Annotated in this window: 28 protein-coding genes; 12 read left to right on the top strand and 16 right to left on the bottom strand. The window is 69.3% G+C overall.

Annotated features, from left to right (window positions below; all coding sequences use genetic code 11):
* Positions 1 to 18 precede the first annotated feature (18 nt).
* Both ACODT5_RS07480 and ACODT5_RS07475 read left to right on the top strand, forming a co-directional pair.
* On the top strand, positions 19 to 1,146 hold the full coding sequence (locus ACODT5_RS07480) for an urease accessory protein UreH domain-containing protein (RefSeq protein ID WP_422518390.1): 1,128 nt from the start codon (positions 19 to 21) through the stop codon (positions 1,144 to 1,146).
* Positions 1,146 to 1,409 (top strand): cation transporter, encoded by a 264-nt coding sequence (locus ACODT5_RS07475; RefSeq protein WP_422518389.1) that lies wholly within the window; start codon positions 1,146 to 1,148, stop codon positions 1,407 to 1,409. The genes ACODT5_RS07480 and ACODT5_RS07475 overlap by 1 nt, the downstream gene beginning before the upstream one ends.
* A gap of 195 nt (positions 1,410 to 1,604) precedes the next feature.
* On the opposite strand, the gene ACODT5_RS07470 is transcribed toward ACODT5_RS07475, so the two are convergent.
* Positions 1,605 to 2,453, bottom strand: a complete 849-nt coding sequence (locus ACODT5_RS07470) for a winged helix-turn-helix transcriptional regulator (RefSeq protein ID WP_422518388.1) — start codon at positions 2,451 to 2,453, stop codon at positions 1,605 to 1,607.
* 20 nt (positions 2,454 to 2,473) lie between these two features.
* Between ACODT5_RS07470 and ACODT5_RS07465 the strand changes: the two genes are divergently transcribed.
* Positions 2,474 to 3,844 (top strand): FAD-binding oxidoreductase, encoded by a 1,371-nt coding sequence (locus tag ACODT5_RS07465; RefSeq protein WP_422518387.1) that lies wholly within the window; start codon positions 2,474 to 2,476, stop codon positions 3,842 to 3,844.
* Positions 3,845 to 4,751: 907 nt separating this feature from the next.
* On the opposite strand, the gene ACODT5_RS07460 is transcribed toward ACODT5_RS07465, so the two are convergent.
* Together ACODT5_RS07460 and ACODT5_RS07455 are read right to left on the bottom strand one after the other, a co-directional pair.
* Positions 4,752 to 6,035: an MFS transporter gene (locus ACODT5_RS07460; RefSeq protein ID WP_422518386.1), complete on the bottom strand. Its 1,284-nt coding sequence runs from the start codon at positions 6,033 to 6,035 to the stop codon at positions 4,752 to 4,754.
* Positions 6,032 to 7,396 (bottom strand): MBL fold metallo-hydrolase, encoded by a 1,365-nt coding sequence (locus ACODT5_RS07455; protein ID WP_422518385.1) that lies wholly within the window; start codon positions 7,394 to 7,396, stop codon positions 6,032 to 6,034. The genes ACODT5_RS07460 and ACODT5_RS07455 overlap by 4 nt, the downstream gene beginning before the upstream one ends.
* 87 nt (positions 7,397 to 7,483) lie before the next feature.
* Between ACODT5_RS07455 and ACODT5_RS07450 the strand changes: the two genes are divergently transcribed.
* Both ACODT5_RS07450 and ACODT5_RS07445 read left to right on the top strand, forming a co-directional pair.
* Positions 7,484 to 8,152 carry an ArsR/SmtB family transcription factor gene (locus ACODT5_RS07450; protein ID WP_422518384.1) on the top strand — a complete coding sequence of 223 codons (669 nt, stop codon included), beginning with the start codon at positions 7,484 to 7,486 and terminating at the stop codon, positions 8,150 to 8,152.
* On the top strand, positions 8,149 to 8,298 hold the full coding sequence (locus ACODT5_RS07445) for a hypothetical protein (protein ID WP_422518383.1): 150 nt from the start codon (positions 8,149 to 8,151) through the stop codon (positions 8,296 to 8,298). The genes ACODT5_RS07450 and ACODT5_RS07445 overlap by 4 nt, the downstream gene beginning before the upstream one ends.
* 45 nt (positions 8,299 to 8,343) lie before the next feature.
* Here ACODT5_RS07445 and ACODT5_RS07440 read toward each other — a convergent pair whose 3' ends face one another.
* The 7 genes from ACODT5_RS07440 to ACODT5_RS07410 form a co-directional block, all read right to left on the bottom strand.
* Positions 8,344 to 9,450, bottom strand: a complete 1,107-nt coding sequence (locus ACODT5_RS07440; RefSeq protein ID WP_422518382.1) for a cytochrome P450 — start codon at positions 9,448 to 9,450, stop codon at positions 8,344 to 8,346.
* 26 nt (positions 9,451 to 9,476) lie between these two features.
* A complete protein-coding gene (locus ACODT5_RS07435; protein ID WP_422518381.1) occupies positions 9,477 to 9,731 on the bottom strand; it encodes a hypothetical protein in 255 nt (84 codons plus the stop codon).
* 67 nt (positions 9,732 to 9,798) lie between these two features.
* Positions 9,799 to 10,200: a hypothetical protein gene (locus ACODT5_RS07430; protein WP_422518380.1), complete on the bottom strand. Its 402-nt coding sequence runs from the start codon at positions 10,198 to 10,200 to the stop codon at positions 9,799 to 9,801.
* A complete protein-coding gene (locus ACODT5_RS07425; protein ID WP_422518379.1) occupies positions 10,197 to 10,436 on the bottom strand; it encodes a hypothetical protein in 240 nt (79 codons plus the stop codon). The genes ACODT5_RS07430 and ACODT5_RS07425 overlap by 4 nt, the downstream gene beginning before the upstream one ends.
* Complete coding sequence (locus tag ACODT5_RS07420; protein ID WP_422518378.1) at positions 10,433 to 10,840, bottom strand: HK97 gp10 family phage protein; 408 nt, start codon at positions 10,838 to 10,840, stop codon at positions 10,433 to 10,435. The genes ACODT5_RS07425 and ACODT5_RS07420 overlap by 4 nt, the downstream gene beginning before the upstream one ends.
* Positions 10,837 to 11,247, bottom strand: a complete 411-nt coding sequence (locus ACODT5_RS07415) for a DUF6093 family protein (protein ID WP_422518377.1) — start codon at positions 11,245 to 11,247, stop codon at positions 10,837 to 10,839. Before ACODT5_RS07415 ends, ACODT5_RS07420 begins: the two co-directional genes overlap by 4 nt.
* A complete protein-coding gene (locus ACODT5_RS07410; RefSeq protein ID WP_422518376.1) occupies positions 11,240 to 11,608 on the bottom strand; it encodes a hypothetical protein in 369 nt (122 codons plus the stop codon). Before ACODT5_RS07410 ends, ACODT5_RS07415 begins: the two co-directional genes overlap by 8 nt.
* A 600-nt stretch (positions 11,609 to 12,208) precedes the next feature.
* On the opposite strand from ACODT5_RS07410, the gene ACODT5_RS07405 reads away from it, so the two are divergent.
* Positions 12,209 to 12,946, top strand: coding sequence for a hypothetical protein (locus ACODT5_RS07405; RefSeq protein ID WP_422518375.1), 738 nt, complete (start codon positions 12,209 to 12,211; stop codon positions 12,944 to 12,946).
* A gap of 213 nt (positions 12,947 to 13,159) precedes the next feature.
* On the opposite strand, the gene ACODT5_RS07400 is transcribed toward ACODT5_RS07405, so the two are convergent.
* The 5 genes from ACODT5_RS07400 to ACODT5_RS07380 all read right to left on the bottom strand — a co-directional run bounded on the left by ACODT5_RS07400 (position 13,160) and on the right by ACODT5_RS07380 (position 16,021).
* Positions 13,160 to 13,480: a hypothetical protein gene (locus ACODT5_RS07400; RefSeq protein WP_422518374.1), complete on the bottom strand. Its 321-nt coding sequence runs from the start codon at positions 13,478 to 13,480 to the stop codon at positions 13,160 to 13,162.
* Positions 13,481 to 13,538: 58 nt separating this feature from the next.
* Complete coding sequence (locus ACODT5_RS07395; protein ID WP_422518373.1) at positions 13,539 to 13,742, bottom strand: hypothetical protein; 204 nt, start codon at positions 13,740 to 13,742, stop codon at positions 13,539 to 13,541.
* Positions 13,743 to 13,873: 131 nt separating this feature from the next.
* Entirely contained in the window at positions 13,874 to 14,788 is a 915-nt protein-coding gene (locus ACODT5_RS07390; protein WP_422518372.1) for a major capsid protein, read from the bottom strand.
* Entirely contained in the window at positions 14,788 to 15,180 is a 393-nt protein-coding gene (locus tag ACODT5_RS07385) for a head decoration protein (protein ID WP_422518371.1), read from the bottom strand. Before ACODT5_RS07385 ends, ACODT5_RS07390 begins: the two co-directional genes overlap by 1 nt.
* A gap of 145 nt (positions 15,181 to 15,325) precedes the next feature.
* Complete coding sequence (locus ACODT5_RS07380; protein ID WP_422518370.1) at positions 15,326 to 16,021, bottom strand: hypothetical protein; 696 nt, start codon at positions 16,019 to 16,021, stop codon at positions 15,326 to 15,328.
* A gap of 94 nt (positions 16,022 to 16,115) precedes the next feature.
* Here ACODT5_RS07380 and ACODT5_RS07375 point away from each other — a divergent pair, with 94 nt between their 5' ends.
* Entirely contained in the window at positions 16,116 to 16,670 is a 555-nt protein-coding gene (locus ACODT5_RS07375; RefSeq protein WP_422518369.1) for a hypothetical protein, read from the top strand.
* Here the strand turns inward: ACODT5_RS07375 and ACODT5_RS07370 are convergent.
* Positions 16,648 to 18,240, bottom strand: coding sequence for a hypothetical protein (locus ACODT5_RS07370; RefSeq protein ID WP_422518368.1), 1,593 nt, complete (start codon positions 18,238 to 18,240; stop codon positions 16,648 to 16,650). The two genes, ACODT5_RS07375 and ACODT5_RS07370, sit on opposite strands and share 23 nt — an antisense overlap.
* A 720-nt stretch (positions 18,241 to 18,960) precedes the next feature.
* On the opposite strand from ACODT5_RS07370, the gene ACODT5_RS07365 reads away from it, so the two are divergent.
* The 5 genes from ACODT5_RS07365 (at position 18,961) to ACODT5_RS07345 (ending at position 24,028) form a co-directional block, all read left to right on the top strand.
* Complete coding sequence (locus tag ACODT5_RS07365; RefSeq protein ID WP_422519583.1) at positions 18,961 to 20,919, top strand: APC family permease; 1,959 nt, start codon at positions 18,961 to 18,963, stop codon at positions 20,917 to 20,919.
* Positions 20,920 to 20,977: 58 nt separating this feature from the next.
* Positions 20,978 to 21,154 (top strand): hypothetical protein, encoded by a 177-nt coding sequence (locus tag ACODT5_RS07360; RefSeq protein WP_422518367.1) that lies wholly within the window; start codon positions 20,978 to 20,980, stop codon positions 21,152 to 21,154.
* 199 nt (positions 21,155 to 21,353) lie between these two features.
* A complete protein-coding gene (locus tag ACODT5_RS07355; protein ID WP_422518366.1) occupies positions 21,354 to 21,905 on the top strand; it encodes a response regulator in 552 nt (183 codons plus the stop codon).
* A gap of 327 nt (positions 21,906 to 22,232) precedes the next feature.
* On the top strand, positions 22,233 to 23,423 hold the full coding sequence (locus ACODT5_RS07350; RefSeq protein ID WP_422518365.1) for an MAB_1171c family putative transporter: 1,191 nt from the start codon (positions 22,233 to 22,235) through the stop codon (positions 23,421 to 23,423).
* Between the two features lie 2 nt (positions 23,424 to 23,425).
* Positions 23,426 to 24,028 (top strand): hypothetical protein, encoded by a 603-nt coding sequence (locus tag ACODT5_RS07345; RefSeq protein WP_422518364.1) that lies wholly within the window; start codon positions 23,426 to 23,428, stop codon positions 24,026 to 24,028.
* The last annotated feature ends 53 nt before the right edge of the window (positions 24,029 to 24,081 follow it).

Genomic DNA, 24,081 nt, shown 5'->3' with positions numbered 1-24,081 from the left:
GAACAGGAGTAACGACGCATGCCGTCGTCCGTAGCTTTGCTGATCACCGGTGCGAGCACCGGTCTGCTCGCCGGTGGCGCCTCGTGTGCCGCCGTACAGGGGGGCCTGCTGGCCGGTGCCGTGACCCGCCGCAGCAGCCCCGACCCGAAATCCACTCCCGCGTCCTCGCGTACGCCGCGCCCCGCGCGGCAGGCGGATGCCGGCACACCGCTGGCTCCCGTCGGGGCGTTCCTCGCCGGAAAGCTGGTGTCCCATACGGCGCTCGGCGCCCTGCTCGGGGTGTTCGGCAGTGCCTTGCAGCCCAGTCCGCGTACGCAGGCGGTGCTGCTGCTCGTGGCCGGCTCCGTCATGGTGCTCTTCGCGCTGGACCTGATCGGAGTCAAGGCCGTGGGGCGGCTGGTGCCGCGCCCGCCGGCATCATTCGGCCGCCTGATGCGGCGCAGCGCCAAGACCGAGTCGCCCGTCACCCCCGCCCTGGTCGGCTTCGCCACGGTGCTCGTGCCCTGCGGCGTGACCCTGTCCATGGAGCTGCTCGCGATCACCTCCGGATCGGCGGTGGCCGGCGCCGCGGTGATGGCCGGGTTCGTACTCGGCACCGCACCGCTGTTCGCCGCCCTCGGCTACCTGTTCCGGCGCAGCACCCAGGCCCTCTCTGGCAAGCTTGCCGGGCTCACCGGAGTGGTGGTGCTGACCGTAGCGGCCTGGACCATGGTCTCGGCTCTTCAGGCCGGCGGCTGGGTCTCCTTCGACTTGGCGAGCAAGCAGCAGACCACCGCCACCGGCCCGTTCCTCGTCGAAGGTGGCGAAGGCAGCGGCAACGGCAACGGCGGAACGGCATCGGGCGAGGCCGCCCCCGTACACATCGACGCCTCCGGAAAGCAGACCGTCGTCCTCACCGTGACGGACTTCTACCTCCCCACGCAGTTCACCGCGAAGGCCGGCGTGCCCACCACACTGGTCCTGCGGGGCAAGGACTCCGGCGGCTGCGCCCGCGCCTTCACCGTCCCCGAACTCGGCGTCCAGGAGATCGTCAAACGCGACGGCGACACCGAGATCGACCTGGGCACCCGCAAGCCCGGCACCCTGCGCTTCTCCTGCGCCATGGGCATGCAGACCGGCGCGATCGAGTTCAGGAAGGACCTGTGATGAAGCTGTTCAGCCGTGAGAGCAAGCCCGAGGCCCCGACCGGCGAGCAGGTGGTTCTCCTGATCGACGGCATGCACTGCACCAGCTGTGGCCTGCTCATCGACGACGAGCTGGAGGACCTCCCCGGCGTCCGCTCAGCCACCACCGACGTACGAGCCGGACGCTGCGTCGTCCGCTTGGAGGACAACACCGGCGCCGACACTGCGGCGCTCGTCGCGGCAGTTGAGGCAGCCGGGGACTACACAGCGCGCATCGCCGGCTGACACCCGTAGGTACTCGCTCGGCCCGGCACGAGGGGAATCCGTGCCGGGCCCTCGGGGGCGGGCGATCGGCATCGTGATCGCTCACGCCACATCGCCCACTTCGGATCCGCCGCAGCAACTCACCGGCACACCGCTCGCCGGCCACGTCGCCGACCTCGAGCCTTACGTGCGGACATCAGGCCGTGCCCCTCCGTGTCAACCCAGGGTCTGCAGTCGGCTCGCCGCAGTCTGGGGGGCCGGCTTGATGTGGGCGAAGGCGCTCTTGGCGTTCCAGGTGGGAAAGGCGCGTACGAGCCACGACGGGCCGTGGAGCTGGATGTGGCGGTCGCGGGTGGCTTCGACCCAGGTGAGTCGGCCGGCGTGCCATTTGACGAAGGCCTCGGCTTCCGCCGTGACGTAGAGGTCCTCGTCGAGGCCGGGGTACGTCTTGCAGATCTCCGCGTCCGCGTGCTCTATCAGCAGCCAGTACCGCTCGGGGCTCGGGCGGCCGGTGAAATCGAAGCGGACGACGATGCGGCGGTCCGGGAGCCGGTCCCGGCGGAGCATGTTGCACATCGACCACAGCGCCACGAAGGGATCGAGGTGCTCGGGGGCGATCTCGAGCCAGGCGGCACCCCACTCGCCGAGCGACACGCAGACCTTGAAGAGGTCGCGACCCGCGGAAGTGAGCCCGTACTGGCGTCCGCGCTCTCCGTCCTTGGGCGCCGACGTGACGATGCCGAGCCGTTCGAGCTGCTTGAGCCGCTGCGCGAGCAGGGTGCGGGAGAGCCCGGGGGCGCCTTCGAGGATCGCACTGAAGCTTCCGCAGCCCAGGTACAGGTTGCGGATGATCACTGGCGTCCATCGCTCGGCAAAGATCTCGGCACCCCGGGCGATGGGACAGTACTGACCGTAGGTCCGCACCACGCCAGTGTCCCACGCCCGGCTTCGGCTGATAAATCCGGTGAAGTCCAGATTCTTGACTTCACGACCCCGGTCGACGGTGGTGCGATGGGTGCGTAGGCAGACGAGGACCACGACGCCGACACCCTGCAGGTCGGCCATCCGAGCGGGAGGTGACCGCGATGGAGATCAACGGATTCCGGGGCCGGCTGATCACCGCCGACCACACCGACTACGACAGCGCCCGAGCCGTGTGGAACGGCGCCGTCGACCGGCGCCCCAGGTTGATCGCCCGATGCGGCGGGAGCGCAGACGTGGCCGCAGCCGTGCGCTTCGCCCGCGAGCACGACCTGGAGATCGCCGTCCGAGGCGGGGGCCACAACGTGGCCGGCACGGCGGTGTGCGACGACGGGATCGTCATCGACCTCTCGGCGATGCGGGCCACCTGGGTCGACCCCGCCGGCCGCACGGCCCGGGTGCAGGGTGGTGCGCTGTGGGGCGACGTCGACCACGAGACGCAGGCCCACGGTCTGGCCACCACCGGCGGTATCGTGGGCCACACCGGCGTGGCCGGGCTCACCCTCGGCGGTGGCATCGGGTTCCTGATGCGCAAGCACGGGCTCGCCGTCGACAACCTGATGGCCGCCGAGGTGGTAACCCCCGAGGGCGGCATCCTTCGGGCGTCCGCGGATGAACACCCCGATCTGTTCTGGGCGCTGCGGGGCGGCGGCGGCAACTTCGGCGTCGTCACCACGTTCCGGTTCGCCCTGCACCCCGTCGGCCCGACCGTGATGGCCGGACCCGTCTTCTGGGCGGCCGACGACACTGACGACGTGCTGCGCTTCTACCGGGACTTCGCGGCCCAAGCGCCCGACGAGCTCGGCACCGTCGTCAGGCTCGGTACGGTTCCCCCGCTGCCGGTCATCCCGGAGGAGTTGCACTGGCGGCCGGCCATCGCCGTGGCCTGCTGCCACGCCGGCACCGCCCAAGACGGCGAGCGTGCGCTGCGGCCGCTGCGCCGGTTCGGGACGCCGCTCATGGACCTGATCTCACCGACGCCGTACGCCGCCTTCCAGGGCGCCCTCGACGACACCGTCCCCCACGGGTGGCACTACTACTGGAAGTCCACCGACCTCACGAGCCTCTCCGGCGACGTCATCGGCGTCATCGCCGATCACGCCTACCGGGCCGCCTCACCCCGGTCGTACGTGGCGATGTTCCACATGGGTGGCGCCGTCGCGCGGGTCCCCCGTGACGCCACCGCCTACGCCGGTCGCGACGTGGCCCACAACATCGTCATCGACGCCGCGTGGCTCCCCGACGAGTCCGACGAGCACGCCGCGACCGAGACCGCCTGGGCCCGCCGGTTCCTCCAGGCCCTCCAACCGCACCGCGCCGGCAGCGTCTACGTCAACTTCCTGGACTCCGACGACGCCCCCAGCCGCGTTCGAGAAGCCTACGGCGATCACACCTACCGGCGACTGGCCGAGATCAAGGCCAAGTACGACCCCGACAACACCTTCCACCACAACAAGAACATCCGCCCCGTCTGAGCGGGGCGGGCGACGATCCCGGGCCGATGCGACCTCCCTCTCAGCGACCGTAAGGAGGAGACGCTCAGGACTGACTGTTTTGAGGAAGCCGATGAGGCAAGCGCCCCACCAGCCGGACTGGCTGACGGTGGCCGCCAGGCCCGACTGGATGAGCAGAGGCTGCGTACGGGGCGTGGCGAACCAGTCGACGGCCAGCACGGCGCCGAGCCCGACTACCAGCTCACGCCGCGCGTGCTCCAGGCGGCGCCGCATCAGGTACTGGTGTGGGGACTGACCGGTCGACATCTTGAAGGCACGGGTGGAGTGGGACTCCCTGACCCCCGCCACAGCAGCCAGATCGAACCGCTCCCGGCACGCCCTTCCGTCCGCGGACCAGCGCAGATTCGACGATTTCCCGGTATACACGACCACCACGTGCACCGGCGGCCCCACCGGCAATGACGCCATATCCGATGTCCCCGCGGCAAGCTCCAGTGACCGCTCCGTCACCACGTGAAGGGCCGCTGCCGTACAGACTCCGCAGGTGAGGCTTGATGCACGAAAGGCTCACCCCGCCAGTATGCGACCTCACGCCTCCGGCGTCCTGCCTTCACGCCGCCTGCGAGGGAACCACAAGGTGCTCACGGCGGAGTCGTCTCCGCCACAGCTTCACCGCCTCCACCCCCGGCCAGCGGCCCCTGGCCGAGCTGGACGTGGTCGAGGTACGCGATGAGGAGCATGCGACCTCCAACGGCATGAACGGGTCACCACGGGCCTCGTGGGCGGAGCCGACCCTTCGCTCGACCCGGTGCCTGGCGACCGCGAGCGACGTCCTGTGGCTGCTGGACAAAGCCGCGCGGGCGCCCACTTCACTCGGGACCGCCCGGGAGCATGACGTTCCAGAGGCGGCACGACCCCGGCAACGGGGTCACCGACCAGGGGGTGGCTTCGGGTGCGTTTCGTACATGCGGATCGCGACGAGCAGGCCCGAGGCGGCGGTGAGGGCGGCGACGGCCCAGACTGCCGTGCTCAGTCCGTAGACGTCGGCCAGGACTCCGGCGAGGAGCGCACCGACCGCGAAGCCGCCATCTCGCCAGAGCCGGTAGACGCCGACCGCACGTGCCCGCCAGGCGGGGTGGGCGACGTCGCCGATCACGGCCAGGAGGGTCGGGTAGACCATGGCGGTGCCGAGTCCGAGGAGGGCCTGGGCGGTGGCCCAGGCGCCGAATGTGGTGCCGGCGGCGACGAGTCCGATGGCGACGGCCTGGAGGAGCATGCCGGCGGTGATGAGGTGTTTGCGGCCGATGCGGTCGGACCACCAGCCGGTGAGGAGTTGTCCTGCGCCCCAGACCGCCGGATAGATCGCGGCGAGTGCTCCGATCTGACCGATGGACAGGCCGTGGGCGGCGAAGAGCAGGGGGAAGATGCCCCAGGCGAGGGCGTCGTTGAGGTTGTTGACCATGCCGGCCTGGCTGGCGGAGGACATGGCCTTGTCGGTGAAGCTGGTGCGCCGGGCGATCTGCCCGGTGCTCAGCTGGGTTGCGGCCAGGTCTTGTACGGGGTGCAGTGCGGCTTCGGCGCGGGCGTGGTCGCGCGTCTCGCGTACGGCGAGGACGGACAGGCCGAGGCCGAGGGCGGCGTAGGCAGCGCCGAGCAGGAACGGTTCGGGGCGCAGGCCCGCGTGGGCGGCTACGGCGCCGGTGGCCATCGCGGTAGCGGCGACGGCGACGTATCCGGCTGCCTCGTTGAGGCCCATGGCCAGGCCTCGTCGGTCGGGTCCGGCGAGGTCGATCTTCATGATGACGGTGGTGGACCAGGCCAGGCCTTGGGAGGCGCCGAGCAGGATGTTGGCGGCGACGATCCAGCTCCAGGATGGCCCCCAGGCCAGCATCGCCGGGACAGGCAGGGCGAGGAGCCAGCCGGTGATCAGTACGGGCTTGCGGCCGTATCGGTCGGAGAGGGTGCCGGCGAAGAAGTTGGTGACGGCCTTGGTGGCGCCGAAGGCCAGGATGAAGGTCAGTCCCGCGGTGGCGGAGTCGAGGCCGAAGACCTGGACGGCCAGCGGCGAGAGGAGGGTGCGCTCTTGTCCGAGCATGCCGCCGACGAGTGCGTTGACGGCGACGAGCAGGGTGAACTGGGCGAGGTTGGCGCGCAGTCCGAGCCGGATGCCGCTGCTCGAGTTCGTGCGGGGCGTGGCTGCGGGGCGGGTCACTCTCCCCCCTGGAGGGGGCGGCCGGTTGCCTTGGCCCAGTCGGCGGGGCCGCCGTCGAGAACCGCGAGGTTCTGGTGGCCGGCGCGCTGGAGCAGGCTGGCGGCGGTCATGGCGCGCTCACCGTGCCCGCATGCCACCACCGCACCGTTCGGGGCTTCGTCGGCGTGAGCGGCAAGGTCGCCGAGTTCGATGTGGAGCGCGCCCTTGATGTGGCCTGCTGTGTGCTCGGCGCGCTGCCGTACGTCGAGGACCGGCCGGTTGCCGATGCGGTCGGCGCTGACGAGGGCGAGGGTCTGCTGTTCGCCGCCCGCAGCGGTCCAGGCGTCCATGCCGCCGTCGAGATGGCCGGCCAGCCGCTCGTAGCCGATCTTCAATGCCTGCCAGGTGATCTCGGAGAGGTCCTGGCCCGGTGCGGCGACGAAGCCGATCGGGGCGTCATCCGGAAGCAGCCAGCCCAGCCACGTCGCGAACTGGTCCCGCAGCGGGATGGAGATCGCGCCGGGGATGTGGCCGACCGAGAAGGCGGTCACCGGGCGTACGTCGACGAGGTGGCCGCCACTGCCGAGCAGGGTCCGCACCTCGCCGGCGCTGAGGGCCGCGAGGTGCGGGGCGGCGCCCAGTACAGCCGGCCCGCTGCGGTTCCGTTCCCCCAGTCGGTCGAAGTACGCGGGGTAGGAACCGAGGCTGCCGAGGAGTTCACGTACGAAGGTGTCCTCATCGGGGGCGGCGAGGAGCGGATTGCCCCGCTTCTGCGCGCCGATGGTGGTGGTGCGCTCGGCGCCGGGCGGGGCCGAGCAGAAGGATCCGGCGCCGTGGGTGGGCCAGACTGCCACGGCGTCCGGCAGCTCGGCCAGGCGCTTGAGCGAGTGGTACTGGGCTCTGGCCAGCTCCTCGGCGCGGTCTGCGCCGAGGAGGTCCGTACGCGCGGCCGAGCCGACGATCAACGATCCGCCGGTGAACACGCCCAGTTCGCGGGCGCCGTCCAGAAGGAGGAAGGACAGGTGCTCGTCGGTGTGTCCGGGGGTCGCCAGCGCCCTCAGAGTCAGCCCGCCCAGGTCGGTCTCGTCGCTGTCGCCGAGCGGGGTGTACGGGAAGTCCCGGCCCCCGGTGGCGGAGGCCAGTACGGTCGCGCCGTCGTCGGCGGCGAGCTGAACGGCGCCCGACAGGAAGTCGGCGTGCAGGTGGGTGTCGGCGGCGAAGGCCACCGTCAGACCGTGGCGGTCGGCGGCCCGGCGCAGGGACCGCAGGTCCCGGCTCGCGTCCACGGCCAGGGCCCGGCCTCCGCCGAGGTCGACGAGGTAGGCGCTGTTGCCCAGCCCCTCGTCGACCAGCGGTATCAGATGATCGTCGGCGAAGCCCATGAGGTCCTCCAAGTGTCACGGTAGGGGCTGCGTGGTCACAGCGCCCCGCCCATGGATATAATATTCCATGGATTTATGGAGGATGCCATGGGAGATGTGACGCGGAAGTCCGCGCTGTACGACGCCTTCGCCCACACGGGCAAGGCGCTGAGCAGCGGCAAGCGCCTGGAGCTGCTGGACCTGCTCGCTCAGGGCGAGCGCACCGTCGATGCGCTCGCGAAGGCGGCGGGGCTGAACCTGACCACCGCCTCGGCCCATCTGCAGACGCTCAAGCAGGCCGGGATCGTGGCCACCCGGCGGGAGGGCGTACGCATCCACTACCGGCTGGCCGGGGGCGATGTCGCCGCCCTGTACGCCTTGCTGCGCAAGGTCGCCCAGACCCACCAAGCTGGCGTCGAAGCGGCGCGCCTTGCCTACCTCGGCGACGACCAGCCCGAGGAAGTGGGGCGTGAGAACCTGCTCGCCCGCGCGCAGACTGGCGAGGTCCTCGTGCTGGATGTCCGCCCCGCCGCGGAGTACGAGGCCGGGCACATCCCCGGCGCCGTCTCCATCCCGGTCGAGGAGCTCGCCGAGCGGATCGCCGAGCTGCCGGCCGAGACCGAGGTCGTCGCGTACTGTCGCGGCGAGTACTGCGTCATGGCTTACGACGCCGTACGCCTGCTCAACGCGAACGGCCGCCGTGCCGTCCGGCTGACCGACGGAATGCTCGAATGGCGGCTCGCCGAGCTGCCCGTGGCCACCGGAGCCGCCGCGTGAAGCACACCCACCCCGGCCTCGACCGCGGCCCGGTCTACTTGGACTGCAATGCGACGACCCCCATCTCCGACCGCTCCTACCGCCCGGTGCACCCACCTGAAAGCCGGCGCCTGTCCCGCGGCTTCTCCAGGCACCCGGTCGGCTGAGCTCAGGCGACTGTGCGGCATCCATTGGCGCGTCCGGCCGCGCCATCATGGGGACTGTGTCGCCTCGCCCGAAGGGCTCGAGCGGGCCGGGAAGGCTCGCACGCGCCGCCCCCTCTGCGGGGGCGGAGAGCAAGGACATCCCATGCGCACCTTCGAGCAATCTGGTGTTCGCCGGGGGCGAGGAGTTCTCGAACGCCATGCAGAAGTCCACGTTCGCCGTCGTCGGCGGCACAGGCGAATACAGCGGGACGGGCGGCTACCTGGACAGCAAGTTCTCTGGGGCTCGGCATGTGGCGCGAGGCGTAACCGGACGGCTTGGCGCAGCTCAGCGTCGGTGCGGCCCACCGTATTGCATGCAGCATGTGTGGTGCTATCGCCGGATCGGGCGATGCCTCTCACTGCAAGGTGGGGTCCGCGTTGTCGAGGCTTTCGGGGCGTGGCGTGACGGTCATGCGGATACCGTCCGGCCGCACGGTGATCGACGCGGACGGTCGGACCCTCGCGCCGGGCACGGGGCACAGCCGCCAGCGTGTGGTGATGGTGGCGAGGGCCAGGGTTGCCTCGATGGTGGCGAACTGGTCTCCGATGCACCTGGCGGGCCCCGCCGCCGAAGGCGATGAACGCGTTGCGCGCTGGCGGGGTGCGTTTCGCGGGGTCCCATCGATCCGGGTCAAACGTCTGTGCGTCTTCGTACAGGTCTTCCCGGTGATGGATCAGGTGCGGACTGAAAGCGACCGTCTCCCCGGCTTTGAGGGTGTGTCCGCCGAGTGCGGTGTCGGTGGTCACGATGCGGTTGAGTAGCCACACCGGTGTATACAGCCGCAGCACCTCGGTGATCACGCGCCCGGCGAGTTCCAGCTGTGGCAGGTCGGCGAACGAAGCGGCCCGGCCGGCGAGTACCGCGTCGGCTTCGGCCTGGACCCGGCGCTCGATCTCCGGATGCTCGGCCAGCATCCAAAACGCCCATGAGAGCGCGCCCGCCCCGGTCTCCGTCCCTGCGATGAAGAACGTGATCACTTGGTCGCTGACCTGGGAGTCGGTCAGGCCGGGATCGGTGGGCTCGCCGTCATCGTGGCCGTGGCCGAGCAGCGAGGAAAGCAGGTCGCCGTGGTCCTGCCCGTCGGTCCTGCGTTCGGTGATGATGTTGTTCATCGTGTTCCGCAGCCGGGCAGGCGCCACTATCCGCGTTGGTTGAGGGCGCGGGTCAGGTCGCGGTTGGCGGCTCGGGTGGCGTCGAGTTCGGCCTGCCGTTCCTCCAGCGCGCGGGTCAACTCGATGTTGCGTTGTTCGAGTTGAGTGATGCCCTCGCGATAGATGCACACGAAGACTGCCTGGTTCAGTTTGGCCTCGGTGTAGGACCCGTTGAATGCGGGCGTCCTCGTGCCGTTCGGAATGCGGCCTGCTGGACAAGGGAAGGGGGGCGTCTTCGGCATGGAGTTCGGGATCTCCACTTGTGGGTCACTCGGCTCGATGCGCTGAGTTGGTACCGCTGGACTTGCGTCACCATGTCGTCGGCCGTGGCCGGATCGGAGCCACCATCCACCATCCACCATCCACCATAAGCAACCGCGCCCATACGGCGACCCCAGGCACATCTAGCGGGCGCTCCCACCCGCCGTCCGGGGTGCGCTGGAGGAAGGCCCGTCGTACTCGGTCGGCCAGCCACTCGGCCTGGTCGGTGCGTGCCGCGACGATCGTCACCTGGAAGGTGAGGTGGGCGTCCTCGGAGGCGTCGGAGAACGGCGCGCCGTCGACGGGGCCGCCCAGCGGGTAGAGCACGCTGTACGGCAGCGGCGCCGGTTTGCCGTCCACCAGCGGAAGCCCCCCGACTCCGCAGGGCCGACCGGTAGCTGCGGCCAGCATGGTGCGTACGGCGGCCGTCAGGGGGGCGCGGTCGATCATTCGGTGTCCCGAGTGAAGTAGGCGGCGGCCGGTCCTTCGATGCTGAGTACGCCATATCGGCACAGCCCGAGCGCGTCCCATTCGCTGAGGCCCGGGGTGGTGATGACCGACAGGGAGCGTTCGCCGTCCACGTCCAGGACCTCCGCAACGACCACGGCACGGGACAGGATGCCCCGCTCGTGCCCGCCCAGGACCTCGGTCAGCACCGTCTCCACGTCGGTGGCCAGATCGTTCACAGGGCACGCTCCACCGCAGCACCGAGGATCCGGGCGACGACCGGACCGGACGCCTCAACAGCAGGCCCAACGTGAGGGAACGGGGGCTGCGCATACGGGCGGCCGAGGCTGTCCGTCCCGACGAACCCGTACTCCAGCCTCCGGGCCTGCGGAGCGTTCGAGCCGATCTGCGCGACGAACACGGCGCCGGCCGCGGTCACCTCGGACTGCCACGAAGCCCGGTACCGGCCGGTGATCACCCTCGGGCCCGGCCGGCCGGACGCGCGCTGCCGGATCGACGCCACCAGCAGCGCCGCACTCACGCGGGCCGCAGCCTCCGACTCCGACCGCAGAGCCAGTCCCCTCTGATCGAAGAGGGCCGCGAGCGCCGCCGGATGGTTGAACGAATCCTTCCCCCGACTCACTGCGCGCCCCGGTTGCGCTGCTCCAGCCACACGGTCCGCAGCACCGGGAACGACGACACCTCGCCCAGCGTGGTCACCTCGTACGTACGGCCTTCGGCCTGCCGGTCACGAGCCTCGACCACCAGCACCGCGTCGTGGTCCTCCAGCTCCGGCGCCGACAGCGGCAGCAGCAGCTTGTACCCGGCCCGGATCTCCTCGACCCACGCCCCGTCCCGGCCCCGGCTGCGGATCTTCTCCTGCTGCGGATACAGCCCGGCGTTCCCGTCGTAGACCACCAGCGGCGGCCCGTCGATCAGCTGCCCGGTCTTCGGATCGAGGACCTGCTCACCGACGTCACGCGTCACCTTCACCGTGTCCGTCATCAGGTGCCGCTCCGCGAAGCGGGCAACTCCAGCCTGATCAAGCACGATGCGCCCACTCCCTGAGCTGCGCCAGCACCCCGCGGGTCAGCTCACCAGGCCGGCCATCAAGGTCATCGCGGTTCAGTACGGCCTCGTCGAGCTTCTGGGAGTCCACGGCGTCGAGGAAGCCGATCACGACGTGCCTCAGGTCGGACGGCTCGGCCATCACCTCGGCCAGCCCGTCGAAGCCGAAGCCCTCCCAGCCCGGCGTCAGATACAGCGTGATCTCGGGACCCTCGTCCACGGTCTGCGTGATCCGGTAAGCCTCCACGGCCCCCGCCACGTCCTGCCCATCGACCTCGATCACGGCCGACTCATCCGGACGGGCGGCTATACGGACACGGCGGGGCTCATCGAAAACGCTCATGATCTGGAGCGTAGGTGTGCGAACGGGGCGCCCGCGGTCAGCTCTCCAGGCGGTCTCGCTGACCTCGTGGACCGTCTCGTTCGCTGCCGTAGCGTGAGACACGTCCATTAATCAAAGCTGGCTGCTGTGCTTATCGGACCCGAGTGTCCCGCCCCTCTTCGGGGGCGGGGCACCGCCGTTTTCACCCAGTAGGGCCGTGGATGCCCTGACCGTCTGCTCTCCTGCCCGTTACGGTGTCTTGGTGGACCGGACGGCGTTCAGGATGCGGTGGGCCCCGGCGCCAGCGAGCTCCGTTGCAAGGGCCTTGCCAAGGGATTCTGGGTCCGAGGCCGGACCCCGACGCCAGAGGCTGATTTGCTCCGTTCCATCCAGAGATGTCACCTGGTAGTGGCGGCTTTCCCGTACTGGGAGACAGCGCGTGGGACAGGTCGACTCTGCAACTGAGCCCGCACAGGGTGGAAGGCGGCGGCATGCGCAGCATCGTTCCCGTTCGGGGGATTCGGGGGATCTGTCGGCGGGCCTCGGGGGCGTATCCGTTGCGCTCCTCAATGATCACCAACGGGATCCGCAGGGTGTGGGTCTGGTGATCGAGGAGTGTTGATGCAGTCCTTGCCGCGTACTGTCGCCGCCGTTTTGACGACCTGCATGGCCCTGGGCCTGACCTTGGTGCCGCAGTCGGCTGGTGCTGCACCCGGGCCGCGCGGGGTGGACAAGACCATCCTCAAGACGAACCTGCCTGAGGCCAAGGCGTTCCTCGACGGGGAGCCCGCCGACCTGTCGGCCGCGGTCGCCTTCTGCAACAGCGGCCCCAGTGCGTGCTCCTTCACCGTCGAGCTTGAGAACAGCTTCGCCTACTACGACCGGGCCCAGGTCGTCGGCGACACCTTCATCAACTGCACCCGCAACTTGGTGGAGAACAATCGCCCGGTCTCCTACGAGGGGGTCACCTACGACAGTGTCAACAAGGCGCAGCCGGACCTGTTCGCCCACCCGGACTTGGACCGGCCGCAGGAGGCCAGCGCCATGTCCGAGCAGTTCGCAGCAGCGGCGGAGCGGGCCCTGACGCTGCCGTGGACGTGGACCACGTCCGTGAGCAGGACCGTGACGGAACGGGTCCAGCCGGGCGAGGCGTCCTGGATCGAAGCCCAGACCGCCCGGCAGCGGGTGTACGGCTCGTTTACCGCAGCCGGCCAGGGCGTGCCAGCCTGGCGGATCGAGGTCATCGTCGACAGCCCCAGCCGCGCGCTCCCCGACCGCCTCCTCCAGCGCACCGCACCGATGAGCACGGTGGAGCAGCAGCGGTGCGTCTCGAGCCGGCCCAGCGCCCTGATGCCCTGACCATTCCGCTCTCGCCGCGACCGCTAGATTCGGCGTAGAGGAAACGACGGCCCGGACTGGGTATTTTCGGCCCCCGGCCCAGGCAGGTGCCCAGAGCCTGGGACTTTTGGCGAGCTGGTCTGGTCCACCACCGAGCGCCCGGTGGAGATTGAACGAGCCCCATCAAGGCTCCAGGGCACCCGTGGCGGGTGCCCTCACTCGGGCCGTGGTCCGTCAGCGGCGGGGGCGTGCGACGAGGGGGACGCCAAGGATCACTTCCGAAGCCCCCGCAGGTGCGTCGTCAGGTGCGGTCTGTGAGCTGAGTTGGGCAAGGCGCCGTTCCAGCGCGGCCACGTTCGAGGCGTGGTCGATGGTCGCGACCCCGTTCACGGTCACCCGTAGGGGCTCGGCGAGCAGCGCGGCGATCCGTGCGTGAAGCACCTCGTCGGCAACGGCACGTGCCGAGCCGAGGCGCTCGTACCGTTGGGCCAAGTCGACCGGATCGGTGTCGGGGCCGAGCTGGGCCGTCAGCCAGTGAAGGACATCGGTGTGCACGAAGCTCCTGTTCGTACGTAGGGGGCGGGGAGGAGTGGTGTGCTCCTCCCCGCGGTGGTCAGGCTGAGGGCGTGCCCTTACGGGCGGGCTTCTCCTTCGGTGGCTCGCTGTTCTCCCAGCAGCTCGGGTTGGTGATCTGCTGGGCGATGTCCGGGTCCGTGACCTCCGTGCCGGCGGTCAGCACGAGCGGTACGCGCTCCACCGGGTCCAGGACGTGCACGGTCGCGGTCAGGACCCCGAGGGCGTGGACGGCCGCGCTCACAGGACGGTCGCCGTGATGTGGCAGTCCGGTGCGGCCAGCACCGGCATGGCGACGGCAGCGCCCTTCGTCCAGATCTGCACGGGGTCGTCCTGTGCGCCGCGGGTGATGATGATGCCTGGGGCCTCCTCCCGTTAGATCTGCGCGCCGGTGCCGCGGGAGAGGGCCAGGGACTCGGCGGTCGTGCCGTACTGGGTCTGTCCGCACTTGGCCCGATCCGGCGGCAGCAGAATCCACTTGTCCTCGGGCAGTACGCGCTTGGACACGTCGTCCTGCCAGACCTGCGCCTTGTAGAGCGTGATGGGCGGCAGCCCGTACGTGCCGCGCACCGAGTTGACTTGCTCGGGGGTCAGGACCGAAGTCGGCGTTTGGGCGCCCGACGGGGTGCCGTGGTACGCGGCCCGGTAGGAGCTGTTCCCCGCGAGGTGCGACCACGCCCTGCGGGAAGTCAGGACCATCTCCGGGGCCGGGGCGCCGATCGAGTCGAGGTAGTCGATCCAGCGCAGCTCGTCCGCGAGCGGGTCGGACGTCGGATCGCTCCAGGGCTTGGGCGCGGTCGGCATGTTCGCCGCCGGGACTCCGTAGTCGACTTCGACGGTCAGCCCGTTCTCGCCGGCGAGGGAGAACTTGCCGTCGAGGAGCACGTCACCGGCGGCCAGCTCCAGGCGGGAGCGAATCGCTTCGACATGCCGTTCCACGTCGTCGTAGAGCAGCTCGACAAGCCGGTCTTCGTCGGCGCCGCGCGCCGCGTCCAGGAGGAGCTGTTCCATCTCGCCCACCAGGAGCTTCTGGCCGAGCGCGGGCAGGGTGCCCTCGGTCTGGGTGGCTTCGGCCTGGCGCTTCGCGAACGGGACGCTCGTGTCGTACGCCCGGTAGGAGGCGGTGTTGACGCGGCGCTTGGAGTTCCGGATCCGCCACTTCACGTCCTGGACCTGCGTCTCCGCGAACACGGTCTGCGTCAGGAGGAAGTCGCCCGGGTTGGGGATCGAGCGCGCGTACACGGTGAGGTCCGCGACGGACACGCCCTTGAGGAGGTCGCTGATGCTCATTAGCTCACCGCCAGGAAGCGGATCTGCGCGCCCGCCGGGTTCGCGGCGATCTTCGACGGATCAATGCCGCCGGGGATCTTCGCTGTCTTCACCGTGCCGTGCCAGAGCAGGGCGGCCGGGACCTTCACGGTGCCCGGGGTGAACGCGGCCTCCGCGTAGACGAGGCCGGCGAGGACCTGACGGCCGTCGGTGGCCGCCGGGTCGTAGGCGCCGTACAGGCCGGACGCGGTGATCCGGCCGACGGGCACGCCGGACCGCACGAAGCCGTGCGGGGCAGTGGCGGTCGGCTCGGAGTAGTGGGTGCTCTTGGTGAGCTTGGCCAGGTCGAGGGTGATCGTCTCGGTGGAGTCGGTGCCGTGACGGGAGGCGAGCCAGTCCCGGTCAGCGGTCACGGTTACAGAGGTCGTGTACGGCTGTATCAAGCCGCTGTCTCCTGTAGTGCTGGAGGCGACACGCTCGCACCGGAGTTGGTGGAGCGGTCCACGAGGAGAGAGCGGGGCGTGGTCCCCGCGGCGGGCAGCTGTCGCTGCGCGCGGGCTACGAGGCCGGGGGCAGGATGCCGCGGCGGCGTGCCATCGCGAGACCGGCAGAGCCGGGCCTGCTGGTCTGGCCACCCGGGCGGGGCGGAGGCGCGGACGCGGGGGACCCGCCCGGCGCCGGCGGGATCGCGTCGGGGGTCTTGGGAACGGTGGTGAACAGCTCGGGGCGCCGGTTGCGGAGCTCGCTCGCGGCCTGGGCCACAGCGGTGTCGTCCGCGTCGTCCGCGTCGTCCGCGTCGTCCGGGACGCGCAGCAGGGCCACGGCGTCGTGGAGGTCTTCGCCCGTCGCACCGAGTCCGGCGAGGGCGGCGCGACGTGCGGCGTCCCGCTCGCGGGTGCTTGCTGCTGCCTCGCGCTGGATGGCGGCTGCCTCGCGGGCGTCGAGGTCCTGCTCGCGGCGCTGGGCTTCGGTGAGCTGTGCCTTTTCGGCTTCGCGCTGCTGGGTGATGAACTGCTCCAGCTCGCTGGCCGAGGTGAAGCCCAGCTTCTCGACGAGCGCACGGGCGCCGGACCGCTGCCCCTGGTCCTGGTCCTTCTCGCGGGCCATCAGCTGCTGAAGCTGCTGCTGGTCGAGGGACACCTTCACTGCGGCGTTGGACGGGTCTTCGGAGGAGGCGCCGAGGATCGGGAAGATGGGGCGGCCGTCGCGGCGGTAGCCGAGGACGGCACCGGGATTGGGCATGGTGCGGGACATCAGGACGTGCAGCTCCTCGACGTCCCCGCGCCATCAGCGAGTCTACGTATGCCAGCGTGACGCCCTGCGGCTTCCTCGATACCCCTCACCTGGAATGATCAACACGACTATCCAGATGGGGGGCATCGTGGAAGAGATCGACGGCGTATCGCTCGAGAAGACGGCAGCGGCCGGGAGGCGACCGAAGAAGGCGTGGTTGGCCGCCGGGGCCGTAGTGGTCCTGGTGGTGGGCGGAGCCCTGTGGCTATGGCAGCCGTGGGTGGACCGCACACCGTTCACCGCGTACACAGCCGCCCTGCAAGAGGCCGAGTACACCGTCCCCGGGTCCTCGCCGGATTCCTGCGTACGCACGGCTGCATCCGAGGAAGAACGCGTCATCTTCGACGAAGACGGCAAGCAGCTCGCCGCCGGGCGGGACCCCAGGGAAGGCCAAGTGCTGGGGCCGGAGTTCGGTGAGTTCGCAGGCGACTGCCTGTTTATCTCCCGCATCGACAACGTCCCTGGTGGGAAGGGGACCTACGTGACGCAGTGGGGTGGAGGCACCAAGCAGAAGGTCTCCGAGGAGGACATGCGCGAGTCGGCGCAGGCCCAGACGGAGCGGTTCAAGACGAAGCAGAAGTCGGACTTCAAGACCCCTTCGGAGAACTAGAGTCCTCCTCCTCGTCGCCCGGCTGGGCCGATCGGGCTCCGGCCGGTGTCGTCTTCTCCCGCCGCACGGTGATCCGATCCACCTCCTCGAAGGCATCCTCGATCGGGTAGCCGGCGTCCTGCAACATCCGTACGCCGGTCTCCAGGCTCAGCACACAGGCCCCGACACCGCGCACCACCTCGTCCAGGACGGCACTGCGGTCCGTAGGCGTGTGCGGCCCGAAGGCCAAGCGCACCGGCAGGTTTTCACCTGCGGGCCAGCCCTCCGCCTGCCCGGCCTGATGGAGCCTCTGCACCATCTTGAACAGCAGCCCGTACTTGTGCGCGCGGGCCAGGCGCATCGCGTCGACCAGGGAGTCCAGCGGGCCCAGGGACAGCTGGAGGGCGTACCCGCTGGGGACGTCGGAGGGGTCGACCGTGCCCAGGCTGACGGCGGGGAGACGTGCGTTGACGGCCGCCCTCTCCCGGATTTCCTCCACGCGGGCGCGGAGCTCCGCCAGCTGCCCGGAGGTGTCCAAGACGTCCATGCGTCCGCCGTCGGCCAACTGAAAGATGGTGCCCGGCTCCACCGACAGCGGGCGGGGCCTGCCCGTGACCCGGTCCACCTCGGCGCGCGCGCCGGCCAGACCGATGATCGGGGCGCCGGTCGTCGCCGAAGCGCGCGCTGAGTCGGTGTCGGTCTCCGCGAGTTCGTCCAGTACCTGCATGACGGGGGCCAGCGACGACTGCCCGAAGTGCTCGCCGTCGGCCACGGTGTTGCTGATGTGGACGATCGGCAGGAAGTCCAAGCGCAGGTCGAGACGGTGCAGGACCTCCCCGTCCGAGCGGGTCCGGAACCGGGCCTTGTCCAGCGGCAGGTCGTCGAGGCTCTGTCCGTGGCGCAGGTCATCGAGGTTCCACTCCGCGTCGGTGAGGAAGCAGGTGGTGCTGGAGGGCCGGTCCGCCCACGGGTAGGTCCGCTCTTCGGGTATCTCCCAGGCCAGATGGACGCGCCGCGGGTAGTCGCCCGGATCCGCGTCCTCATCCAGCACGGGGAAGTAGAATCCGGGGTCGAATGTCCGCAGCCGCACCCTCCCCTTGTCCGGGTCCCAGGCCAGCAGGTACACCGCGTCCCCGAGCAGCACCGCCTTGCGCTCGGCGGCCTGCATGCGCAGCGGCAGGAGCTCCTTCTCCGCCCAGCCACGCAACAGCAGCTGCACGGCGGCCGCGGCCTGCGCCTGCGGGTCGGGCTCGTCGGCCCCGGCGTGCTCGGCGCCCGCAACTACGATCTGCTGGGACTTGCCGAGGAGGTGCGCGAGCGCGGTATCGACGAAGACGGCGGCGGCACCGAACTCGCGCCGTTCGGCGCCCGCGTCGTTGCCGGTGAGGACGGCCAGCTCCCCGGCCTGATTCGCGTCGTACGCGGCGAGGATCTTGTACGCGGCCAGCCGGCGCAGAGCATCACGGGGAACCCATGTCGCCTGCACCTGAGGTGCGAGGGACCGATGAGGGCGGCCGCCGCTGGCGGCCGTCATCATCGGCTTGTAGTTCAGCCACGACCAGGCGTCGGACACGAAAGTGCGCAGGCCCACGAGAAGATCACCCTCGACAGCCCCACGCCGCCTTCAGCGTAAGGGAGCGAACAGTGCGCACCTGATCCGCTCGCCTCGCCCCGAGACCTGCTGCGTGACGGTGGCCCGGGACGAGGGGGCGTGGACCGCAGCCGCCGTGTCTGGGTGGCCGGGCCCCACCACTCCACACCATCGCCCTTGTGACGGCTCGTGCCTTCTCTGCACTTCTTGCCTCGCACCAGGGCGTCGAGCGGTCGAGGTCAGCGGGTGGGACGGCGAGCCTGCGGAGGTGCCCCTCTCGGAGGCAGGGTTTTGTTGCTGCGTTGGGCTGCTCCGGGCTCCCGCTACGTGGGGTGCCGGGCTCTGCCAGAGGAGTTGCCGTTGTGCGTCCTGACGGGCGTTAAGGATGCGTCAGGATTTTTGGGGGTTGGGATGCGGCAACAAGTGCTGTGGTGTCCTCCGGGCACAAGGTAAAGGGCGGTGGCGCGTCTCGCTGGCTGGTGCTTTGCCGCTTCCTGGGTGGCTTGTTGAGGTTGGAGATCGTAGCCGGGGCGGTGGGTGGCGCTCTGGGCGCACGAAGCAGGGCGGTAACGGAGTGGTTTTGTCCGGTGCGTGTTCGCCTCGGCGGCGGGCTCATACTCGATGATCGTCGCGAGGCCTGAGCTGGTGGCCGTCGTGTGGGTGCGTTGAACAGGCCGGGAAAGGTTGCTGGGGGACATGAAGGACGCGGATCAGTCCGGTATGCCGGAGGTGGTAGACAGTCCTGCTCTGCGGTCTGAGCCGTCTGGCGGGCTGGCGCGGTGGATGCTGCGGCACCAGGTGCAGCCGGTGGGTCCTGCTGCGGGTGAAGGGCACGCCTTGCCTCACGCGTGGTGGAAGGTGATGTGTCTGACTGGCGTCGACTACTTCTCCAGCCTGGCCTACGTGCCTGCGATCGCCGCCCTTGCCGCAGGGGCGGTGTCGCCGCTGGCGACGCTGCTGATCGTGGCGCTGACCCTGTTGGGGATGCTGCCGATGTACCGGCGGGTGGCGAAGGAAAGCCCGCACGGCGCCGGATCGGTGGCGATGCTGGAGGACCTGCTGCCGTTCTGGCGGGGCAAGCTGTTCGTGCTCATCCTGCTCGGCTTCGTGGCCACGTCGTGGATCATCACGATCACCCTGTCCACCGCGGATGCCTCCGTGCACGTGGTGGAGAACCCCTTCTTCCCCGCGGTGCTACACGGCCACGAGGTCGCCCTCACCGTCGCCCTGCTGCTGGTCCTCGGAGGGGTGTTCCTCCTGGGGTTCAGCGAAGCGGTCAGCGTGGCCATCCCCTTGGTCGCCGTGTTCCTCGTCCTGAACGCGGTCGTCATCGGCATCGGTATGGCCCACGTGTTCACCACTCCCGGGGCCTGGTCCGCGTGGACCGACGCCCTCGCAGCGGGCGGAGGCGGCTTCGGCGCCCTGGTCGGCCCCGCGCTGCTCGCCTTCCCCCTGCTGGTGCTGGGCCTGTCGGGCTTCGAGACCGGAGTCAGCATGATGCCGCTGGTCGCCGCAGAAGGCGACGACACCGAGCAGCGGCTGCGCTCGCGGATCCGCAACACCCGCAGGCTGCTGACCACCGCCGCGCTCGTCATGAGCGTCTACCTGCTATCCGCGAGCTTCGTCACCACCCTCCTCATCCCGCACGAGCTCTTCGAACCGGGCGGCGCCGCCAACGGCCGCGCCCTCGCCTGGCTGGCCCACGAACATGTCGGAGAGGCGTTCGGCACCGTCTACGACATCAGCACCATCCTGATCCTGTGGTTCGCCGGCGCCTCCGCCATGGCGGGACTGGTCAACATCGTCCCCCGCTACCTGCCCGACTACGGCATGGCCCCCGAATGGGGACGCGCCGTGCGCCCCGTCGTGATCGTCTACACCGCCCTGTGCATCATCATCACGATCGCCTTTAACGCCGACGTCGACGAACAGGCCGGCGCCTACGCCACCGGCATCCTCGCCATGATGGTCTCCGGCGCATTCGCCGTCACCGTCTCGACCGCACGCCACCGCCGCCGCGCCACCACCATCGGCTTCGCCCTGCTCACAGCCGTCCTGCTCTACGCCCTGGTCGCGAACATCATCGACAAGCCCGACGGCATCGTCATCTCCGGCTTCTTCATCGCCGGCATCATCACCGTGTCGCTGATCTCCCGCGTTTCACGCACCACCGAACTGCGCGCCGACCGCATCGTCTTCGACGCCGACGCCCGCCGGTTCATCAACGACACCCTCGCCCACGACAACTCCATCAACATCATCGCCAACCGCCGCCAGGCCGGCGACGCCGCCGAGTACAGCGACAAGGAACGCGAACAGCGCGGCGTCAACCCGGTACCCGGCCGCGCAGACGTCCTCTTCCTCGAGATCGACGTCGTCGACCCCTCCGACTTCAGCGACACCCTCACCGTCCACGGCGTCGACGTGGATGGCTACCGGATCCTGCGCGCGGCCGCGCCGGCCGCACCGAACGCCATCGCCGCGATCCTGCTGGCCCTGCGCGATGCCACCGGCGTCCAGCCGCACTGCCATTTCGCCTGGGCCGAGGGCAGCCCGCTGGTGCACATGGTCCGCTACTTCCTCCTCGGACGCGGCGACACCGCTCCGGTCACCCGTGAGATCATCCGCAGCCACGAACCCGACCCAGCCCGCCGCCCCGGCATCCACGTCGGCGGCTGACCACCGCAGGGCGTACGCAGCCACTTTCAAGGATTCCGCGGGTGAGGAGACGAAGGGCATGCCAGAGATGACCTACAAGCCGGACCGCCGCATGCGGCTGAGGATCATCGTCCTCACACTCGGCGCGACCGCCATGATCACAGCAGGAGTGGCCACCGAATGGTGGTGGCTGCTCGGCATCGGCGTGTGGACCGTGATCGTGGCGTTCCTGACAGAGCTGATCTACCGTCCGTAGGCCGGTGACGCCGGCGCGCTCCGGGCCCGTATCTGCCTGATGCTGACGGCCCCCTGACAGCTGAGCCCGGCTCAGAACATGTGGGTGCCGCAGGGCATCTGCGGCCGTGCATGCCCCGGTCAAGGATGTTTATCAACGAGCCGCACCTTTCAGGTCATTTAGGATTTCCGTCAGCACCGGAGGAAAGGCTGCCCACCTAATGACCCGGGTGCTCGTGGTGGAAGGTGACCCTCAGCTCCTCCGCGCGCTGAAAATCAACCTCCATGCGCGGAAGTTCGAGTCCCAGGAAGCCGGCACCGGAGCCGACGCGTTGCGGTTTGCCGCTGCCCGCACACCCGACGTCATCCTGCTGGATTTTTGTCTGCCGGACATGGACGGCATCGATGTGATCAAGAGCATTCGGCGCTGGAGCGCAGTCCCCATCCTGGTCCTTTCCACCGGGTGCACCTCGCAGGAGAAGGTCCATGCCCTGGACACGGGCGCGGACGACTACGTGGCGAAACCGTTCAGCATGAACGAGAGCCGCCGACCGGGGACGCCCCCTGTTCATCGCACAGCTGACGGCCATCGATCCGGACCTCCCCTGTGGAATGTGGTTCGGCTCAGATCGAGGCGACTACGTCTTCTACAAGCCAGCGGCCAGCAGGATTCTCCAGGGTGCAGATCATCCTGCACGAGATCGCACACATGCTGCTGCAACATCGCGGCCCGCACTTCGACACCGATGACATACCCAGCGGTGAGGACGTAGAGGTCGCGGCGGAAACCATGGCTTCCCTCATCGAAGGCAGCACGCAGCCCTTCGGCACGAACACTTCAGGAATGCCTGCCGCCGACATCATGCGGGCCGAAGCCGCCCGCATCCGGGCCATTGCCTCCGCACCTACCAATCTCGATGAGTACTTGGGGATTTCGCCGGCGAGGATGCTGTCCCTGCTCGGACGGACCAGATACTCCGGCCCCCAGGAGATGGATGCGGAAAGCCTGGCGACTCTCATCCACGAGAAGGCCAGCCGTACCGAGGCGCGGTCCCGGACAACCGAAGGAACGGACGTCCTGGAGCGTCTCAGCGACGCCTTTGGACACCCCACTCAGCAAGAAAGTCCGACCCATCAAAACCGCAGTCGTCATCACGCTGTGGGTTGTTGCCCTGTCGCGCCTTCCCGCAGCAGTACGTATTCCTCGTCAACGCCCGTTGTGGGCCGCATTTATGTGCGTCGCCCTGGCCTGCACGGTCGCGCGCCCGAACGTGAAGCGGCTGCTGATCGAGCCCACCGGAGTGACCAACCTGGCCACCTTGCTCCAGCACATTCTGGGTATCGCGGGCAGCACGGCCGTTCTCCTGTTCGTCATCGCCATGGCCCGGCCGGCATCCCTTCGCCGCGCCCGACCGGCTCTCTACGCTGTCGCCACGGTGGGCCACGCGCTGCTCATCACGCTTTTCGCGCTGACACCGCGTCCGGTCGAGGTCCACAACTTCTTCGAAGCCAACCTCGGCCAGCCGTATGGCACGGCCTACTGCCTGGTCTTCCTCGGCTACCTCACTGTCGCGATGACGATCTCCGCCTGGCTGTTCCTGTCCTACAGCGGCCGCGCGGCGGGCGGCCCCCTCCGTGCAGGCCTGAGGTTCCTGGGTGCGGGGGCGGAGCTCGGTGCCATCTACACAACCTGGCGCATCGCCCACATGCTCACCCGCCTGTCCGGCTCCGACTTCATCACTGACGACGACACCACCCAGGTCATCGCGGACTTCCTCGAGTACACAGCGATCACGCTGATTGTCCTCGGCAACACAATCCCCGCCCTCGGAGTGCTCTGGCACTCCACGAGCTCACGGCGGGCCCTGCGCCAGGTTGAGCCGCTGTGGTCCAGCCTCACCGAAGTCGTCCCCGATGTAGTCCTGGACAAGCCCGTGGGCCGCACCCCGCGGCTGCGACTGCACCGCCGACTCATCGAGGTCTGGGATGTAGTTCTCGTCCTCCGCGCATACGCCCCGGCGGAACTGATCGCGGCAGCCCGGGCCCGGTCCCAGGCCCCGGACATACCTGCCGCGCAACAGGAGGCGTTCGAGTACGCACTGTGGATCCGGGCGGCTTGGGATGCCCGCCTCCGAGGAGCCGACTCGACCGTTGACGAACCCGCCGGCGAGAACCGGATGGGTGACGCCGACACCGAGTTCGACACCGAGGTCCGCAAGATCCTCGCTCTCGCGCAGGCGTACCAAGATCCACGTGTCGCCGAATTCGCCCGCACCTACCAGGAGTCGTAACCATGACCACCACCCACACCCCCGTATCCGGGGCGGACAAGACGCTCGCGCAGCACGTCACCGACATCCTGGAACCGAGGACGTGGATCATCGCGGTGACTCTCCTCATGGGCTGGCACGCCGACCGGCTGACCGGAATCGGCTGGGGCCTGTTCGCCGCATTCTTCTGCGGCATCGCCCCCATCCTGTGGATCAAATGGGGCGAGCGCCGAGGCTACTGGGGCGACCGGCACGTCCGGCGAAGGCAGGACCGCCTCATCGTCATCCCCGGCATCATGCTGTCCGTCGCCATCTGCATCGGTGCCATGACGCTCCTCGACGCCCCGAAGGAGATGACGGCGCTGATTGTCGCGATGCTCGCCACACTCGTCGCAATCCTGGCGATCACCACCCAGTGGAAGATCAGCGTTCACACGGCCGTCTCGAGCGGGGCCGTCCTCATGCTGGGCTTCGCCTACGGCCTGTGGGTGCTGGCCGCCTACGCACTGGTCCTCCTCGTCGGTTGGTCCCGCGTGCAACTTCGCGACCACACCCTCGCCCAGGTCGCCGCCGGCACGGTCCTGGGCGCTAGCGTCGCCGGGCCGATCTTCCTCAGCCTGAGCTGAGGCTGTATGCACGAAGGGGCCCCGACCAATCGAGGTCGGGGCCCCTTCGTGCA

This window comes from Streptomyces tatrensis (genome assembly GCF_049310065.1).
Classification (GTDB): Bacteria; Actinomycetota; Actinomycetes; order Streptomycetales; family Streptomycetaceae; genus Streptomyces.
Note: the sequence above shows the minus strand (reverse complement) of the source record. Positions and strands in the feature narration are given on the sequence as shown.